This window comes from Pseudomonas sp. UBA6753 (assembly GCF_002453565.1).
Lineage (GTDB): Bacteria > Pseudomonadota > Gammaproteobacteria > Pseudomonadales > Pseudomonadaceae > Aquipseudomonas > Aquipseudomonas putida_Z.
Window position 1 is genome coordinate 61,373 of record NZ_DKHD01000029.1, and the last position, 15,388, is coordinate 76,760.

Consider the following 15,388-nt stretch of genomic DNA (forward strand, 5'->3'; position numbering starts at 1 on the left):
AGCCCTCACCTTTTCATGGCTGCTGATAATGCCCCGGCGATGTGCCTGGCTCATGGTCGTGCTCAAGACGCTGCACCTGCACGTCAGTGAAAGATGACGCTTCGTTGCGGTGCATGCCTTGCAGGTAATCGCGCGCCGCTTCGCGGCTCAGGTCCTCCTGGTCGCTGCGCAACTCGCAGGTGCCGGGTTGGTTGTCGAGGATGTAGCTGATCAGGTACAGGTACTTGGCCATCGCTGTAACTCCTGCTGGCTGAATGAAATCGGGCGACTCAGCTCGATTGATCCTGGCTTGAGTGCAGCCGTTCAGCAGCGACGACGACCGGCTCAGGAACTCAGCGCCAGGCCGTCATCAGGGCGCCACGCGTGCCGTTGACCGGGTCTTGTGCGGGGTCGGGCACGGAAGCGATTCGCGCCAGCGCCTGCTGGTGCGCTGCGCTTTCTGGGCGCTGGATATCGTAGTTTTCCTGCCCCTTGGGATAGGCGCCGACCACCAGAAAATCATCGCTGCTCTCGACGCAGCGATGGCCAGTTCCTGCCGGCAGTACCAGTACGTCGCCGCACTTCACGCTTATTGTCTGCCCCGCTTCGCCGCCCAGCGTCACCCGCGCCCGGCCGCATGCGACGCCCAGAACCTCATGAGCATTGGGGTGGAAGTGATGGTAATCGAAGATCCCGCCGCGCCACAGCGGCACCCACTGGTGTGCGGTGAACAGCGCCTCGAAGGCACTGGCGCAGTCTTGCGACGGGTTGAGTTGCAAGCGGTACAGCAATACCGGGAAACGGCTGTTCGGCGTTGCACCGTCGTCCTTGAAATACAAGGTCTGCACGGTGGCACCCGCAGTGTCTGTCGCATTCATGTCGAGCATCCTGATCCTGTTGTCCGTTCACTTGCGAACCCGATGGCTCATGCAAGGTTCCAGTCGGTAGACCAGTGCGCACACGCTTGAAACTTTCCCGATCCGAGCCAAGTCCAGACCCTATCGGTCACAGGACGGGAGAAGGCAATGACCAGCACGGTAGGCGACTTTCTGGTGGAGCGCTTGTATCAATGGGGGGTGCGGCGCATCTTCGGTTACCCCGGCGACGGCATCAACGGGGTATTCGGGGCGTTGAGCCGGGCCGAGGGCAAGATCCAGTTCATCCAGGCACGCCACGAGGAAATGGCAGCCTTCATGGCCAGCGCCCATGCCAAGTTCACCGGCGAATTGGGCGTGTGCATTGCCACCTCCGGCCCCGGCGCTTCACATCTGCTTACCGGCCTGTATGACGCGCGCATGGATCACCAGCCAGTGCTGGCCATCGTCGGCCAGCAGGCGCGAGCAGCGCTTGGCGGGCATTACCAGCAGGAGCTGGACCTGCTGTCGATGTTCAAGGACGTCGCAGGTGCCTTCGTCCAGCAGGCTTCGACCCCGGAACAGGTGCGCCACTTGCTCGATCGCGCCGTACGTACCGCCGTCGGCGAACGCCGGGTCACCGCCATCATCCTGCCCAACGACCTGCAGGACCTGCCCTACCACGAACCACCGAAAGCCCACGGCACGGTGCATTCCGGTATCGGCTACAGCAGGCCCAAGGTGGTGCCTTTCGAGCGGGACCTGCAACGTGCCGCCGAGGTACTCAACGCTGGGCGGAAAGTGGCGATCCTGGTCGGAGCCGGTGCACTGCAAGCCACCGAACAGGTGATAGCGGTAGCCGAAACGCTTGGTGCAGGCGTGGCCAAGGCGCTGCTGGGCAAGGCCGTAATGCCAGACGACCTGCCCTGGGTCACCGGCGCCATCGGGCTGCTAGGTACCGAACCGAGTTATCGGTTGATGAGCGAATGCGACACCTTGCTGATGATCGGTTCCGGCTTCCCCTACGCCGAGTTCCTGCCTGAGGAAGGCCAGGCCCGTGGCGTGCAGATCGATTTGCAGCCAGACATGCTCAGCCTGCGCTACCCCATGGAGGTCAACCTGGTCGGCGACGCCAGCGAAACGCTGCGGGCACTGCTGCCATTGCTCGAACACAAGACCGAGCGCCGTTGGCGCGACAAGGTCGAAGGCTGGCGCGCAGACTGGGACAAGACCCTGCAGAAACGCGCCTTGGTCAAGGCCGACCCGATCAACCCCCAGCGCGTGGTGCACGAACTCTCCCCTCGCCTGCCCGACCACGCCATCGTCACCAGCGACTCCGGGTCCTGCGCCAACTGGTTTGCCCGCGACCTGCAGATACGCCAGGGCATGCAGTGTTCGTTGTCCGGTGGCCTGGCCAGCATGGGTGCGGCGGTACCCTATGCCATCGCCGCCAAGTTCGCCCATCCGCGGCGCAGCGTGGTGGCATTGGTGGGTGACGGGGCGATGCAGATGAACAACCTGGCCGAGCTGATCACCGTCGCCAAGTACTGGCACCTGTGGGAAAACCCACAGTGGATCTGCGCGGTGTTCAACAACGAAGACCTCAACCAGGTGACCTGGGAGCAACGGGTAATGGAGGGCGACCCCAAGTTCGAGGCCTCACAGACGATTCCTGATGTGCCCTACCATCTGTTCGCCATCTCCATCGGCTTGCAAGGCATCTATGTGGAACGCGAAGAAGACATTGCCGACGCCTGGGAGCGAGCCCTGGCGGCTGACCGGCCGGTGCTGATCGAGTTCAAGACCGATCCGAACGTACCTCCCTTGCCGCCGCACATCAAGCTTGAACAGGCGAAGAAGTTCGCCAGCAGCCTGCTCAAGGGCGACCCGGACCAGGCTGGGGTCATCGTGCAGACGGCCAGGCAAGTTCTCGGTTCGGTATTGCCGGGCAAGAAATGAGACGTGCGCGGCAGCGGGGCCTTACACATCTGCCCGGCGAAACACCAATACCCTTGAAACAGTGGTTTGGCATATGGCATCGCAGGCAGCGACGGCAAAGCGAAACGCGCTGGAACTGGCGCCAGTTTAGCCCTTCCCTACCTGCCTCCAGAAGCCACGCTCACGCTAGCGCTGCTCCCGTACGAACTCGATGAAGGCCCGCAACGCCGCAGGCACCTGGCGGCGGCTCGGGTAGTACAGATACAGCCCCGGGTAGTAGTGACACCAGTCCCCCAGCACCTGCTGCAGATGGCCACGCTCCAGGTGCTCCTTGGCCATGTCTTCGAACACATAGGCCAGGCCGAGCCCTTGCAAGGCAGGCGCCAGCATCAGGCTGACGTCACCCAATACCAATGGCCCCTGTACATCGACCTCCAGTTGCACGCCCCCGCGCTCGAATTCCCATCGATAAAGTGCGCCACCTGGGAAGCGGTGCCCGATGCAAGGTAGCTGCTTCAAGTCTTGCGGGTGCTGTGGAACAGGATATCGATCGAAGAACGCGGGCGCCGCTACCACCACCGAACGAAGGTAAGGGCCGATGGGCAGCGAAACCATGTCCGCCTGGAGTCGCTCCCCCAGGCGCACGCCGGCGTCAAAGCCGGTGCCCACCATGTCGACCAGTGCATCGTCACTGACGATTTCCAGGCGTATATCCGGATACGCCTGCAGAAAGCGATTGGCCAGTGGCAGTAGTGCGAGCTCTACTGCGGCGCGCCCGGCGGTGATGCGCAGGTTGCCTGACGGTTTGTCGCGGAAGTTGTTGAGGTCCTCCAGCGCGTCGGCGATGTCCCGAAAGGCCGGTTGCAGCCTCTGGTAAAGACGCTCCCCGGCCTCAGTAAGCGCCACACTGCGCGTGGTGCGGTTGAACAGGCGAACATCAAGACGGGTTTCCAGGGCCCGCAGCGCATGGCTCAGGGCCGAGGGCGTAAGGCCAAGCTCGACCGCCGCGCGGCTGAAGTTCAGGTGGCGGGCAATGCACAGGAACAGGGACAGGTCGGCGGTGCTGGTTGGCTTCATTGCTGAAAGCTACTCAAAGGCCTATGTAATATTCATGGGATTATCACATCAATCCGCAGATTTTAAAGTTCGCTCAACTCATCGAGAAGGCCCGCATGGTGCAGGGTCGGATACAGGAGGAGTTGACATGCGTACCTGGCTCATTACTGGCGCTTCCCGCGGTTTCGGCACCCTGATCGCCCAACAGGCCCTGGCAGCGGGTGACGCCGTCATCGCAACGGCGCGTAACCCGGAAGACATCGAGGCTCGCCTTGGCCAGCACCCGAACCTGCTGGCCGTGCGCCTGGATGTGACCCGCGAAGAGGACGCCCTTGCGGCGGTCGCTGCTGGCATCAAGCATTTCGGGCAAATCGACGTGCTGGTCAACAACGCCGGTTTTGGCGTGCTCGGCGCGGTAGAAGAAACCAGCGCCAGCGAAACCGAACGGCTGTTCACCACCAACGTTTTCGGGCTGCTCAATGTAACCCGCGCCGTACTGCCCCACATGCGTCGCCAACGCAGTGGCCACGTGATCAACATCTCGTCGCTCGGCGGCTACCAGGCCTACATGGGCTGGGGAGTGTACGGTTCGACCAAGTTCGCGGTCGAAGGCATCAGCGAAGCGATGCACCAGGAACTGGCCCCCTTGGGGATCAAGGTGACCGTGGTCGAGCCGGGTTTCTTCCGTACCGACTTCCTGGATGACCAATCGCTGGTGAAGACAGCCCTGGAGTTGCCTGACTACGCAGCCACCGTTGGCGTCATGCGCCACTACGCCGAGGCGGCCAATCATGCCCAGCCCGGCAACCCTGCGAAGCTGGCCGAAGCCCTGCTGGCCCTGGCCAATGCGGCGAACCCGCCACTGCGCCTGGCGCTGGGCAGCGACGCCGTCGCGCGCATCGAGGCCAAGAACAGCACGGTCGAGCAAGAACTGGCCCAGTGGCGGGACCTGTCGCTCTCTACCGACTTTGCCGCGTAGCCGTTACACCGCATGCGCTCCCCGTGGGAGCGGGCGTGCCCGCGAACACCGGCGCAGCCGGTGCCATACACCGCGTTGGCCGTTTCGCGGGCTCGCCCGCTCCCACAGTAACTGTGTATGCCTTCAGGGCTTACAAACAGCCAACATGCTCGCAGCGTCGCTGCGCTCGAACTTGCCAGGTGCTTCAACCGCGATGTGCCTGACCACCAGGTCGTCGACCAACATGGCATAGCGTTGCGAACGCCGGCCCATGCCGCGTGCCGAGAGGTCCTGGATCAGGCCCAGCGCCTCGCTGAACTCACCATTGCCATCGCCAATCATCCTGACCTCCTCGCCCACCTGCAGGCTCGCGCCCCAGGCATTCATGACGAATGCATCATTGACCGAAACACAGAGAATTTCGGCAACCCCGGCGGCGAACAGGTCCTGGGCCGCAGCCACGTAGCCCGGGACATGCCGCTCCGAACAGGTTGGCGTGAAGGCACCAGGCAAGCCGAAGATCACCACTTTTTTCTGCTTGCAGCGCTCGTGCAGGGAAAACGCGTTCGGGCCGATCGCACAACCGCCCTCGCCGTTGCTGTACTGGTAAAGCGTTACGTCGGGCAGTGTATCGCCGGTCTTGATCATCGCTGTCTCCCTGGGGCGGTAAATGGCCAGGCATGATGCAGCATCCTCCGGTGTACGTCAGCTACCACCGCGAACAGGCCAGCCCCCAGCCCGATCAACACACTGAAGCACGCCATCGATCTCGGCCACTACCTGCCTTGTTGCATCCTCGATGGCCCCTTCATTACGGCACAGTACCCAGCCGTGTTCCGCTACCGCACGTTCGAACGCCTCGGTACAGGCAACCTGCTCGTCCAGGCTATGGATCACCGTACTACCCAACCCGCGCGTTCGTGCCGCGGCCCTTGCCCATGAAGTATCAGGGGCCGTGACAACGCCGACATGCAAATCGGGCACTTGCACATTTCGCTCGAGGTTCAGACGCAGGATCTCGTCGAACGCCACGCTGCGGCGAAATGCGGCATCGGACGGGTACCAGCGATCAATCAGGATGATGCTGTCTACTGGCTGCCTCGGCAGCACATGTCGGGAAATCCAGGCACGGCTTTCGGCGAAGCGCTCGCATACCCTCAATTCCAGGTCCCGGGAGGGGTTTCTGACCAGTTGGTTGACGAGGGCCATGGTTTCTCCCCGGTAGGGGTCGCTTTTTTTCTCGCAAAGCCGGATCACTTTCTTGTTGTCAGCCCTCAGGGCCTTGGTAACCGCCTCCAGAAGCGTGGTCTTGCCGGTGCCCTTGGGCCCATCGATGGAAACAAACAGCGGGCGGGTCATTTCTGATTACCAGTCGAATCTGAAAATGCAGCGCAGGCCTGGGTGCCAGCGCGGTCTTTGTGGGAGCGGGCATGCCCGCGAAGCAGGCGACGCGGTGGATGGCACCGGCCAAGCCGGTGTTCGCGGGTAACCCCACACACAGGGTCCCTGCCAAAGCAACAAGTCATGTGCAGCCCCATGAGAGGGGGCATGCAGTTGGCCGGAATCAACCCAGCTGGGCCTGAAGAAACAGCGAAAAAAGCTCCGACTGCGATTTGATACCCAGCTTGCTGTACATATGCTTGCGGTGCACTTTCACTGTCTCCACGGAGATTTCAAGCTTGCGCGCGATCTCTTTGCTGGAACACCCGCTGAGCATCAGCCGGCCCACCTCCAGCTCACGCCCGGTCAGCGGCGACTCCATCTGCTCGACCCTGTCCTCCATGCGGCTTTGCCAGTGCGGCGCGGGCTTGGTGGCCTCTTCTAGCAACTCCCGCTCGAAGGTCATCCGCTGGCGCATCAGCGCAGTGACCCAAGGCCGCAACAGTTCCAGCAGGGTGACCTGCTCGATGCTGAACCGGCGCTTGCTACCCAACGACAGGCACAGCGTGCGCTGCGCATCCAGCTGCACGTTGAACTGAATTTCATCGGCAACCACGTTAAGCCGGAAATAGCGCTGGTAGTAGTCCGTCTGCTCGAAACACTCAGGGGCCACATCCGCCAGGCGCACCAGGCCGGACGCCGCAACCTCTCGGCTGGCCACGTAAAACGGGTCCAGCAGGTACAGGCCGTTCAGGTAGTCCTGGAACAGCGGGTCAGGGTTGCCGTCTGCACTGGGGCATTCGGCGAACACCTGCGGGCGCCCTGCGGAAAACAGCAGCGCAACCCAGCTGTCGCAGGCAACGTACTCGTTCAGCAACCGCACCAGGGCTGTCCAGAAGTGGTCCTTGTCGAGGGTTTCGATCAATTGGCCTACCGATCGGTGCCAGGCGATGTCGTGCAGCGTAAAATTCATCCTCTACCCCTGTTGGGTTACCACGTGGGCGTAATACCCCCCGCCATGATGACCACCCCATAATCCGGGCTAGCTTACGCTGAGCGAACCTGTACCGGGATCGTTTTTTACACCCCATGCCGCCAGGGCATGGCGGTCGAAGCCGTTAGTCGAGGATTGGAAATGAAGGTAGAGCTTGTCCAACTGGCCGGTCGCGATGGCGATACCGCGTACAACCTGCAGCGCACCATCGAGGCGATCGGCAACTGCGGCGCCGATACCGATCTGCTGGTCTTCCCGGAAACCCAGCTGATGGGCTTCCCGACCGAAGAAAACATCGGCCGCATCGCCGAGCCACTGGATGGCCCGAGCATCACGGCAGTCCAACAGGCCGCACAAGCGCAAAACGTTGCCGTGGTCGTCGGGATGGCCGAAGCCGCAGACGACGGCCGTTTCTACAACACCACCGTGCTGGTCACGCCTGAAGGCGTAGCGCTCACCTACCGCAAGACCCACCTTTGGGCATCGGACTGCGGGGTTTTCACCCCAGGCGACCGTTTTGCGACAGCCCTGTTCAAAGGCATCCGTGTCGGCCTGCTGATCTGCTTTGACATCGAATTCCCTGAAACCGCCCGCGCCCTGGGGCAGCTGGGCGCAGAACTGATCATCGTCACCAACGGCAACATGGACCCGTACGGGCCCACCCACAGAACCGCCATCACCGCACGCGCCATGGAAAACCAGGCCTTCGCGGTCATGGTCAACCGCGTGGGCGACGGTGATGGCGGCCTGGTCTTCGCCGGCGGCAGTGCCGTCGTCGACCCGTACGGCCAGTTGCTGTGCGAAGCCGGCCGTGGCGAGTGCCGCATGACCGTCGAGCTGACCATGGAGCAACTGCAGCAGTCACGGCGCGACTACACCTACATCGCCCAGCGCCGCATCCAGCTGCCGGGTGAACAGGTCGAGCACGCCAACGGCCTTCGCGAACTGATCATCCCCTCCTGAATATTCCACCCTTCCAGGCTCTCTTACTGGAATGCAAGGCCGCCAGGGACGGCAGCGTGTTCGACTCTGAATAACAATCACAAGCTGGAGCAAGCAGTAATGGCCACACTCAAGCGAACGCTTTCGCTGGGCTCGGTGGTGCTTTTCGGCATCGCCTACATGACCCCCATCATCGTCCTGGGCACATTCGGTATCCTGGCCGAGACCACGGGAGGGAGGGTACCCGCAGCCTACCTCGCTGCCGCCATCGCCATGCTCTTTACCGCCTTGAGCTACGGCCACATGGCGCGCGCCTTTCCGGTCGCCGGGTCCGCCTATACCTACGTGCGCAAATCGATCAGCCCGCAGCTGGGCTTCATCACCGGGTGGGCGGTGTTGCTCGACTACCTGTTCCTGCCCATGGCGATCTGGCTCATTGGCGCGGCCTATCTGCACTCGGCGTTCCCGGGCGTGCCGCAAGCCATTTGGGTGCTGGCATTCATCGGCATCACCACGACGATCAATGTAATCGGCCTGCGGCTGGCCAAGGCCGTCAATGGCCTGTTGATGTTCATCCAGCTGCTGGTGCTGGCCGCGTTCGTTGCACTCGCGGTGCATTATGTCTGGGGCGACCCCACGGTGCCGCTGTGGACACTCGAGCCGTTCTACAAGGAAGGCACCCAGTTGCCGCTGATCATGAGCGGTGCGGCGATTGCCTGCTATTCATTCCTGGGCTTCGACGCGGTCAGCACCCTGACTGAAGAAACCAAGGAACCACGCAAGAACATCCCGAAAGCCATCCTGCTGATCACCCTGATCGGCGGCGGGCTGTTCATCGCCTGCAGCTACTTCGTTCAGCTCGCTCACCCGTCCACCGACTTTGCCAACGCCGACGCGGCGGCTTATGAAATTGCCCAGAACATCGGTGGCGACATCTTCGTCAGCATCTTCCTGCTGGGGCTGATCGTCGGCCAGTTCACTTCGGGCCTGTCGGCGCAAGCCAGCGCCTCCCGCCTGCTGTATGCAATGGGGCGCGACGGTGTGCTGCCCAGGTCATTCTTCGGCAAGCTGAGCGAGCGCTTCAGCACGCCGGTGCCCAGCATCATCCTATGCGGGCTGGTCGCCCTGCTCGCCTTGCGCATGGACGTGACGACCTCCACCTCGTTCATCAACTTCGGTGCCTTTCTCGCCTTCAGCCTGGTCAACCTGGCGGTGATCTTCCACTACTGGGTTGCCTTGCAGCAGCGTGGTGCCAACGCGCTGCTGATGTACCTCGCATTCCCCCTGGTGGGCTTTGCCTCCACCTTGTGGCTGATGGCGAGTCTCGATCACCTGGCGATCTACCTGGGGGCAGGCTGGCTCTGCCTCGGCGTGCTCTACCTGACCGTGATTACCCGTGGTTTCAAGCGCAAGCCACCGGAGATGCATTTCGAGGAAGCCTGAGCGGCCCTCTAGACCACTCGCCTGGCATCCCTGCGCACGGCCTGCGGCGGCACCCCAAACCCGCGGATGAACACCTCGCGCAGGTGCCGGCGGTCTCTGAAGCCGGTCTCCCTGGCCACCACGTCCAGGCTGTGCCGGCTTTGCTCGATCATCAGGCGGGCAGCCTCCAGGCGCAGGTTCTCCACGGCCTTGGCCGGGGACTGCCCGGTTTCGGCAGTGAACACACGGGTGAACTGCCTGGGGCTCAGGTGCACCACACCGGCCAGCTCTTCAACACTGAGCGGGCGGTTCAGGTGCTGGCGGGCGTATTCCAGGGCGCTCTGGATGCGGTCCGACTTCGGCGCCAAGGCGAGCAGTTCGGAATGTTGCGACTGCCCGCCCGAGCGCCGCTGATGCATCACCAGCTTGTGCGCCACCGACCTGGCCAGCTCTGCCCCCAGGTCTTTCTCCACCATGGCCAGCGCCATGTCGAGGGCCGCGGTCATTCCCGCCGATGTCCAGACCGGCCCATCGATGATGAAGATCCGGTCATCGTCGACCTCGACCTTGGGGTGCAGGGTGCGCAGTGCCTTGGCATAGGCCCAGTGGGTGGTGGCCCGGCGATTGTCCAGCACGCCGGCCTGCGCCAGCACGAAGGTGCCGGTACACAGCCCGGCGGTCCTGCGCGCACTGGCAACAAAGCCTTGCACACACGCCAGCACCTCATCGGCGGGGGGCGTCTCGGGGGTCAGGGTACCGCTGACCATCCAGGTGTCAGCCAGGCCTGGTGCAGCCAACGGCAGGGTTTCGATGGGCATGCCCAGCGATGAGCGGACCATGCCGCCACCTACCGAGAAGTTCTGCACCCGGTAAAACGCCTCCCCGGCGACGAGGTTGGCGACCTCGAACACCGTCTGCGTGGCCAGGCCCATGATTTGAAAACCTTCGGTGATCAGATAGCCGATGCGATGCATGACCGGGCTCCGTCTGGTAGTGTCCTGAAACACTACCATATACGTCATTTGAGCCAGTGAAAATCTACCGCATCATGGCCCCAGTCCCCAACCACTGGAGCTTGAATCATGACTCACTCGCACAAAGGCACCGCCCTCATTACCGGCGCTTCCTCGGGTATCGGCGCGGTATACGCCGAGCGCCTGGCCCGCCTCGGCTATGACCTCGTGCTGGTCGCACGCAACCGTGACCGCCTCAATGCACTGGCCAGCCGCATCAGCCAGGATACCCGGCAAAGTGTCGAAGTCTTCCCGGCAGACCTGGCAAGCCCCGATGAACTCGCCCGGGTCGAGCGCAAGTTGCGTGAAGACGCGAGCATCACCCTGCTGGTGAACAATGCCGGTATCGGCACCCATACCCCCCTGCTGGAAAGCGATGTCGAACGCATGGCCGAGATGATCAGCCTCAACATCACCGCCCTCACCCGCCTTACCTATGCCGTGACGCCAGGCTTCGTTGCCCGCCAGCAAGGTGCAGTGATCAATATCTCGTCGGTCGTCAGCCTGGTCCCGGAGCTGCTCAATGGCGTTTATGGCGCCAGCAAGGCCTACGTCACCGCCTTCACCCAGTCGCTGTACAAGGAACTTTCGCCGCACGGCATCCAGGTCCAGGCCGTGCTGCCTGGCGCCACAGCCACCGACTTCTGGGCGATTGGCGGCTTGCCGGTGGAGAACCTCGACCCAGGTATCGTGATGTCGGTTGACGACCTGGTCGAAGGCGCCCTGCAGGACTTCGACAACAAGGTACTGATCTCCATCCCTGCCTTGCATGACCTGCAGCGCTACGAAACCTACGAGAGTAACCGTCAAGCCCTGTTCGGTGAGCTTTCCAGCAACCGGCTGGCACCTCGCTACAGTGCCAGCTGAAACTGATTGCCTGGTCGAAGGCCCGCGCGGGGGATACATTTGTGCTCCTCTTCGCGGGCGGGCGATCATCACACGCTGACCACCCGATTGCGCCCGGTGTCCTTCGCCCTGTACAAACGCTCATCCGCGCACTTGAGAATGGCGGCGGACGTTTGCTCGGCGGACGTACGACTGGCTACCCCAATGGAAATCGTCATCGCCCCGACCTTGTCCAGCGGGCTGGCAGCGATTGTGGTGCGGATGCGTTCGGCAATGTCGGTTGCCACCTGCAGGCTGGTATCCGGCAACAGCAGGCAGAACTCTTCCCCACCGGCGCGGCAAGCCAGGTCGCCTGCGCGTGAACAGGACTGGATGATGCCCGCGATATGCTGCAGGGCGACATCCCCGACATCGTGCCCCCAGGTATCGTTAACTCGCTTGAAGTGGTCTATATCCAGCGCCAGCGCACAATACTGCTGCTCGCGCTGGTCGAGGATCGCCAACGCCGCGTTCATGCCTCGGCGGTTGACCAGCCCGGTCAACGGGTCACTTTCGGCAGCGTGGTTCAGGTTGCTGATCTTCAAGTCCAGTAACTGGACCCCGGCCACCAGTGCACTGCGAATGGCCGCAGCCTCGGCGTACCAGGCATTCAGCGTGTGCAATTCCCGGCTGGCGCCGAGTTCAGGCACGTGTTGCGCACTGTTGGCCAACTGCCGCAGTGGGCGGGTAACCCAGGTGGACACCGCCAGTATCAGCAACAGCCCGAACAGGCTCACCGGCAGCAGTTTCAATAACGTATCATGCATCAGGTTACGCAACGGGTGCAGCGCATCCTCCCGCGGTTGCTGGGTCACCACCGCCCAGCGCGCGCCCTTGACTTCGGCATACCCGGCCAACATCGGTACGCCCCGGTAGTCAGTCGCTTCCAGCTCGCCATCGCCCCCTCGCAAGGCCGCATGGGCAGTTGCGCTGGAGTCCAGCACCACCCCCAGCCTGGTGGCATCCGGGTGATACAGGACCTGCAGGTTCTCGTCGACGACGAACGCAAATGCGTCGGCGAGCTGATGCCCGCCGATAAGGATGCTCATTACCCCGCCTTCCCGCAGGTTCACCACGCCCCCGATCAAGCCGAGCACGTTGCCTTGGCCATCGCGAATGGGGTTGGAGATGAAAACGCTGAAATGGCCGTCAGGTGAGGTGAACGCCTGGCTGACCAGAGGGCGTCCGGCGCTTGCCGCTCGCCTGGCGGCGTCACCGAGTTTTACGGTTTTCGCAAAGTCCAGGTGCGGGTAACCATCGAGTATGTTCCCCGAGGCATCGGCAATGATCACGATCTGAAGCTCGGAATCCTGCACCTGCAGGCGTTTCGCTTCGCTTGTCACGAGGGCGCGGTTGGTGAAGTCCTGCCCGATCAGCTGGCTGCTGTATTGCAGGCGCTCATGCACCGAATGGATGAACTGGTCGATACTGGACGCCACCTTGTAGGCATAGGCCTTGTGCGACTCCAATGCCGAGTGGATCAGCGACTCTCGCATCACTCCGTAGGCAACGACCAGACAGGTGGCCAGCGTGACCAGGACGCTGGTTGACAGCAGCCACAGCATCAGCCCGCGAATGCCTATGTATCGCGCGCTCGTTCTGCTTGTTCTCTCCATGAATAGCGGCTCCCCCTGCCCCCTTCAGAGCGTAGAAGACTCCGCCATCGGTGCAAGGGCCGGGATGGGGCGCCGCGTGGTCTGCTTCAGGCGGGCCGGGCGTGACCCGCCAGCGCGCCTTCCAGCGCCTCGAGAAACACTTTCACCCGCGCCGGTACGTAGCGACGGGTTGGCATCACCGCCCAGACGGCCAACTGCTCCATCTGTGCGTCCTGCAGCGTGATCTCCACCAGCAGGCCGTCACGGATGTGCTGGAACACGTCCCAATGAGCCAGCATGGCGATGCCCAATCCTTGAACAGCGGCCGACCTCACAGCCTCCACACTGCTGGTACTCACCCGCGCCTGCATGCGTCGATGCTGCAGGCCCCCGTCGACCACGAACGGCCAGCGTGGCACGGCCTGCAGCATGATGCAGGCATGTTGCTCCAGGTCCGCCAGCGTGCGCGGCTGGCCGTGCTGCTGCAGGTAAGCGGGCGCTGCGCACAGCACCCTCGGGTTGGGGGCAATCTTGCGCGCCACCAGTTCCGAGTCGGCCAGGGGCGCTACGCGCAAGGCCAGGTCAAGGCCCTGCCCGACCAGGTCCACCAGTTTGTCCGACACATCCAGGTCGATGCGCAGGTCCGGGTACCGAGCCAGCAGTTGCGGCAGCAGCCCAACCACGATGCCCTGGCCGAAAACACTGGGCGCTGTAATACGCAACAGCCCTTTGACGGTGCTTGATGACGGCCGCAACTCGCCAAGCGCGCTGTCCTCGGCTTCCGTCATGGTCCTGGCATACGGCAGCAGCGCTTCACCCTCGGCCGTCAGGGCCACGGCACGGGTGGTTCGATGGAACAGGCGCACGCCGAGTTCTTCCTCCAGTGCCGCAAGCCTGCGTGATACCTGCATGGGCGACACATCGAGCTGGCGGCCTGCCGCTGACAGGGTGCCGGCGGCGACGACAGCGAGGAAAACCCGCAGGTCGGCAACGAGCATGATCATATCCTTTGGCGTTATACCGGCTTCTCTGCGGCCTACCTTGGTCAGGTGTACATCCAACAGTAGCCTCAGTGCATCGGCGCCATCCTGTGCGCGCCCTGATCCGAGAGAAATCCGATGACAGCTTTCAAAACACGCACTTTAACGCAAATAGATATTGCCGGGTTGGCATTGCCCAATCGCCTGGCGGTAGCGCCCATGACCCGCGTCAGCGCGAGCGAAACCGGTGATGCCACGGCAGCCATGGCCCACTACTACGAACGTTTCGCAAAGGGCGGCTTTGGCCTGGTCATCACCGAAGGCCTGTATACCGACCAGCAGTACTCGCAGGGCTACCGGTACCAGCCCGGCATGACGGATGAGCAGCAGGCAAGTACCTGGCGACCAGTCGTCGAACGGATACACGCCCACCAGGGTGCGGTGTTTGCGCAACTGATGCATGCGGGCGCGTTGAGCCAAGGCAACCGTTTCAAGCGTGAAACCGCGGCGCCTTCGGCGGTTCGGCCCAAAGGCGAGCAGATGCCGTTCTACCATGGGGATGGGCGCTATGCAGAGCCCAAATCCATGACCGATGAAGACATCGCCGATGCCATCACCGGTTTCGCCAATGCCGCAAAACGGGCCATGCAGGTCGCTGGTTTCGATGGTATCGAGATTCACGGTGCCAACGGTTACCTGCTCGACCAGTTCCTTACCGACTACAGCAACCAACGGAGCGATCGCTGGGGTGGCAGCACCGAGCGGCGCGTGCAACTGACGCTCGAAGTGGTCAAGGCCGTTCGCGCCAAGGTGGGTGATGTGCCGCTTGGCGTGCGTATTTCCCAAGGCAAGGTCAACGACTTCGGGCACAAGTGGGCGGGGGGTGAGCGGGACGCGGAAGCCATCTTTGGCTCGCTGCGTGATGTGGGCGTCGACTTCATCCATGTCACCGAGCACGAGGCCTGGCAACCGGCGTTTTCCAGCAGTACTGCCAGCCTGGTGCAGCTGGCACGGCGTTATGCGCCTGGGGCCCTGCTGATTGCCAATGGTGGCTTGCAGGATGTGCAGCGTGCCGACAGTGTTCTGGATAAGGGTGCCGATATGGTTGCACTCGGCAAGGCAGCGCTGGCAAATCCGGACTACCCGCGGCGCCTGGCGAGCCAGAAGGCGCTTGCACCGTTCGACCCAGCCATTCTCGGCCCGATTGCCAATATCAAGGACACCGAACTCGCCCTTTGAGCGATGCTGTGGATGGCACCGGCTCAAAGATTCAGGTCGCTATCCCTGTATGGGCGGCCTTGTGTGGCGATGGGCTGCATGGCAGCCCCGGCGATTGTTGCGTTGACGCTGAAATCCGGGGGGCCGCTTTGCGGCCCATCGCGACACAAGGCC

15 protein-coding genes are annotated in these 15,388 nt (G+C 62.7%); 6 read left to right on the plus strand and 9 right to left on the minus strand.

The genetic code is table 11. From position 1 onward, the window contains the following. Positions 1–13: 13 nt before the first annotated feature. Both B2790_RS10575 and B2790_RS10580 read right to left on the minus strand, forming a co-directional pair. Positions 14–232, minus strand: a complete 219-nt coding sequence (locus B2790_RS10575; protein ID WP_003258752.1) for a hypothetical protein — start codon at positions 230–232, stop codon at positions 14–16. A gap of 100 nt (positions 233–332) precedes the next feature. Then, positions 333–866, minus strand: a complete 534-nt coding sequence (locus B2790_RS10580) for a cupin domain-containing protein (RefSeq protein WP_085589826.1) — start codon at positions 864–866, stop codon at positions 333–335. A gap of 138 nt (positions 867–1,004) precedes the next feature. Here B2790_RS10580 and B2790_RS10585 point away from each other — a divergent pair, with 138 nt between their 5' ends. Further along, positions 1,005–2,792: a thiamine pyrophosphate-requiring protein gene (locus B2790_RS10585; RefSeq protein WP_286918806.1), complete on the plus strand. Its 1,788-nt coding sequence runs from the start codon at positions 1,005–1,007 to the stop codon at positions 2,790–2,792. A gap of 165 nt (positions 2,793–2,957) precedes the next feature. Here the strand turns inward: B2790_RS10585 and B2790_RS10590 are convergent, their stop codons facing one another. Further along, positions 2,958–3,848, minus strand: a complete 891-nt coding sequence (locus B2790_RS10590) for a LysR family transcriptional regulator (RefSeq protein WP_137164016.1) — start codon at positions 3,846–3,848, stop codon at positions 2,958–2,960. Positions 3,849–3,975: 127 nt separating this feature from the next. Between B2790_RS10590 and B2790_RS10595 the strand changes: the two genes are divergently transcribed. Continuing rightward, positions 3,976–4,806: an oxidoreductase gene (locus B2790_RS10595; RefSeq protein WP_286918807.1), complete on the plus strand. Its 831-nt coding sequence runs from the start codon at positions 3,976–3,978 to the stop codon at positions 4,804–4,806. 123 nt (positions 4,807–4,929) lie between these two features. Here the strand turns inward: B2790_RS10595 and B2790_RS10600 are convergent, their stop codons facing one another. The 3 genes from B2790_RS10600 to B2790_RS10610 all read right to left on the minus strand — a co-directional run bounded on the left by B2790_RS10600 (position 4,930) and on the right by B2790_RS10610 (position 7,138). Next, entirely contained in the window at positions 4,930–5,433 is a 504-nt protein-coding gene (locus B2790_RS10600) for a peroxiredoxin (RefSeq protein ID WP_286918808.1), read from the minus strand. A 57-nt stretch (positions 5,434–5,490) separates the two neighbouring features. Then, complete coding sequence (locus tag B2790_RS10605) at positions 5,491–6,144, minus strand: dTMP kinase (RefSeq protein ID WP_075045268.1); 654 nt, start codon at positions 6,142–6,144, stop codon at positions 5,491–5,493. Positions 6,145–6,349: 205 nt separating this feature from the next. After that, entirely contained in the window at positions 6,350–7,138 is a 789-nt protein-coding gene (locus tag B2790_RS10610) for a helix-turn-helix transcriptional regulator (protein ID WP_286918809.1), read from the minus strand. Between the two features lie 162 nt (positions 7,139–7,300). Here B2790_RS10610 and B2790_RS10615 point away from each other — a divergent pair, with 162 nt between their 5' ends. Both B2790_RS10615 and B2790_RS10620 read left to right on the plus strand, forming a co-directional pair. Next, positions 7,301–8,122, plus strand: coding sequence for a carbon-nitrogen hydrolase family protein (locus B2790_RS10615; protein WP_025339208.1), 822 nt, complete (start codon positions 7,301–7,303; stop codon positions 8,120–8,122). A gap of 99 nt (positions 8,123–8,221) precedes the next feature. After that, positions 8,222–9,544, plus strand: a complete 1,323-nt coding sequence (locus B2790_RS10620; protein ID WP_286918810.1) for an APC family permease — start codon at positions 8,222–8,224, stop codon at positions 9,542–9,544. An 8-nt stretch (positions 9,545–9,552) separates the two neighbouring features. Here the strand turns inward: B2790_RS10620 and B2790_RS10625 are convergent, their stop codons facing one another. Continuing rightward, positions 9,553–10,497: a GlxA family transcriptional regulator gene (locus B2790_RS10625; protein ID WP_286918811.1), complete on the minus strand. Its 945-nt coding sequence runs from the start codon at positions 10,495–10,497 to the stop codon at positions 9,553–9,555. A 108-nt stretch (positions 10,498–10,605) separates the two neighbouring features. Between B2790_RS10625 and B2790_RS10630 the strand changes: the two genes are divergently transcribed. Beyond that, positions 10,606–11,403: an SDR family NAD(P)-dependent oxidoreductase gene (locus tag B2790_RS10630; RefSeq protein WP_286918812.1), complete on the plus strand. Its 798-nt coding sequence runs from the start codon at positions 10,606–10,608 to the stop codon at positions 11,401–11,403. 68 nt (positions 11,404–11,471) lie between these two features. On the opposite strand, the gene B2790_RS10635 is transcribed toward B2790_RS10630, so the two are convergent. Together B2790_RS10635 and B2790_RS10640 are read right to left on the minus strand one after the other, a co-directional pair. Beyond that, positions 11,472–12,986 (minus strand): sensor domain-containing diguanylate cyclase, encoded by a 1,515-nt coding sequence (locus tag B2790_RS10635; RefSeq protein ID WP_286918813.1) that lies wholly within the window; start codon positions 12,984–12,986, stop codon positions 11,472–11,474. Positions 12,987–13,123: 137 nt separating this feature from the next. Continuing rightward, complete coding sequence (locus tag B2790_RS10640; protein WP_286918814.1) at positions 13,124–14,014, minus strand: LysR family transcriptional regulator; 891 nt, start codon at positions 14,012–14,014, stop codon at positions 13,124–13,126. A 120-nt stretch (positions 14,015–14,134) separates the two neighbouring features. Here B2790_RS10640 and B2790_RS10645 point away from each other — a divergent pair, with 120 nt between their 5' ends. Beyond that, a complete protein-coding gene (locus tag B2790_RS10645; RefSeq protein ID WP_286918815.1) occupies positions 14,135–15,235 on the plus strand; it encodes an NADH:flavin oxidoreductase in 1,101 nt (366 codons plus the stop codon). The last annotated feature ends 153 nt before the right edge of the window (positions 15,236–15,388 follow it).

What these genes read in the sequence shown, in the direction of transcription:
- B2790_RS10615 (WP_025339208.1), top strand. Translation starts at nt 7,301, where the DNA reads ATGAAGGTAGAGCTTGTCCAACTGGCCGGTCGCGATGGCGATACCGCG.
- B2790_RS10620 (WP_286918810.1), top strand. Translation starts at nt 8,222, where the DNA reads ATGGCCACACTCAAGCGAACGCTTTCGCTGGGCTCGGTGGTGCTTTTC.
- B2790_RS10605 (WP_075045268.1), bottom strand. Translation starts at nt 6,144, where the DNA reads ATGACCCGCCCGCTGTTTGTTTCCATCGATGGGCCCAAGGGCACCGGC.
- B2790_RS10625 (WP_286918811.1), bottom strand. Translation starts at nt 10,497, where the DNA reads ATGCATCGCATCGGCTATCTGATCACCGAAGGTTTTCAAATCATGGGC.
- B2790_RS10600 (WP_286918808.1), bottom strand. Translation starts at nt 5,433, where the DNA reads ATGATCAAGACCGGCGATACACTGCCCGACGTAACGCTTTACCAGTAC.
- B2790_RS10635 (WP_286918813.1), bottom strand. Translation starts at nt 12,986, where the DNA reads ATGCTGTGGCTGCTGTCAACCAGCGTCCTGGTCACGCTGGCCACCTGT.
- B2790_RS10580 (WP_085589826.1), bottom strand. Translation starts at nt 866, where the DNA reads ATGCTCGACATGAATGCGACAGACACTGCGGGTGCCACCGTGCAGACC.
- B2790_RS10645 (WP_286918815.1), top strand. Translation starts at nt 14,135, where the DNA reads ATGACAGCTTTCAAAACACGCACTTTAACGCAAATAGATATTGCCGGG.
- B2790_RS10590 (WP_137164016.1), bottom strand. Translation starts at nt 3,848, where the DNA reads ATGAAGCCAACCAGCACCGCCGACCTGTCCCTGTTCCTGTGCATTGCC.
- B2790_RS10630 (WP_286918812.1), top strand. Translation starts at nt 10,606, where the DNA reads ATGACTCACTCGCACAAAGGCACCGCCCTCATTACCGGCGCTTCCTCG.
- B2790_RS10640 (WP_286918814.1), bottom strand. Translation starts at nt 14,014, where the DNA reads ATGCTCGTTGCCGACCTGCGGGTTTTCCTCGCTGTCGTCGCCGCCGGC.
- B2790_RS10575 (WP_003258752.1), bottom strand. Translation starts at nt 232, where the DNA reads ATGGCCAAGTACCTGTACCTGATCAGCTACATCCTCGACAACCAACCC.
- B2790_RS10595 (WP_286918807.1), top strand. Translation starts at nt 3,976, where the DNA reads ATGCGTACCTGGCTCATTACTGGCGCTTCCCGCGGTTTCGGCACCCTG.
- B2790_RS10585 (WP_286918806.1), top strand. Translation starts at nt 1,005, where the DNA reads ATGACCAGCACGGTAGGCGACTTTCTGGTGGAGCGCTTGTATCAATGG.
- B2790_RS10610 (WP_286918809.1), bottom strand. Translation starts at nt 7,138, where the DNA reads ATGAATTTTACGCTGCACGACATCGCCTGGCACCGATCGGTAGGCCAA.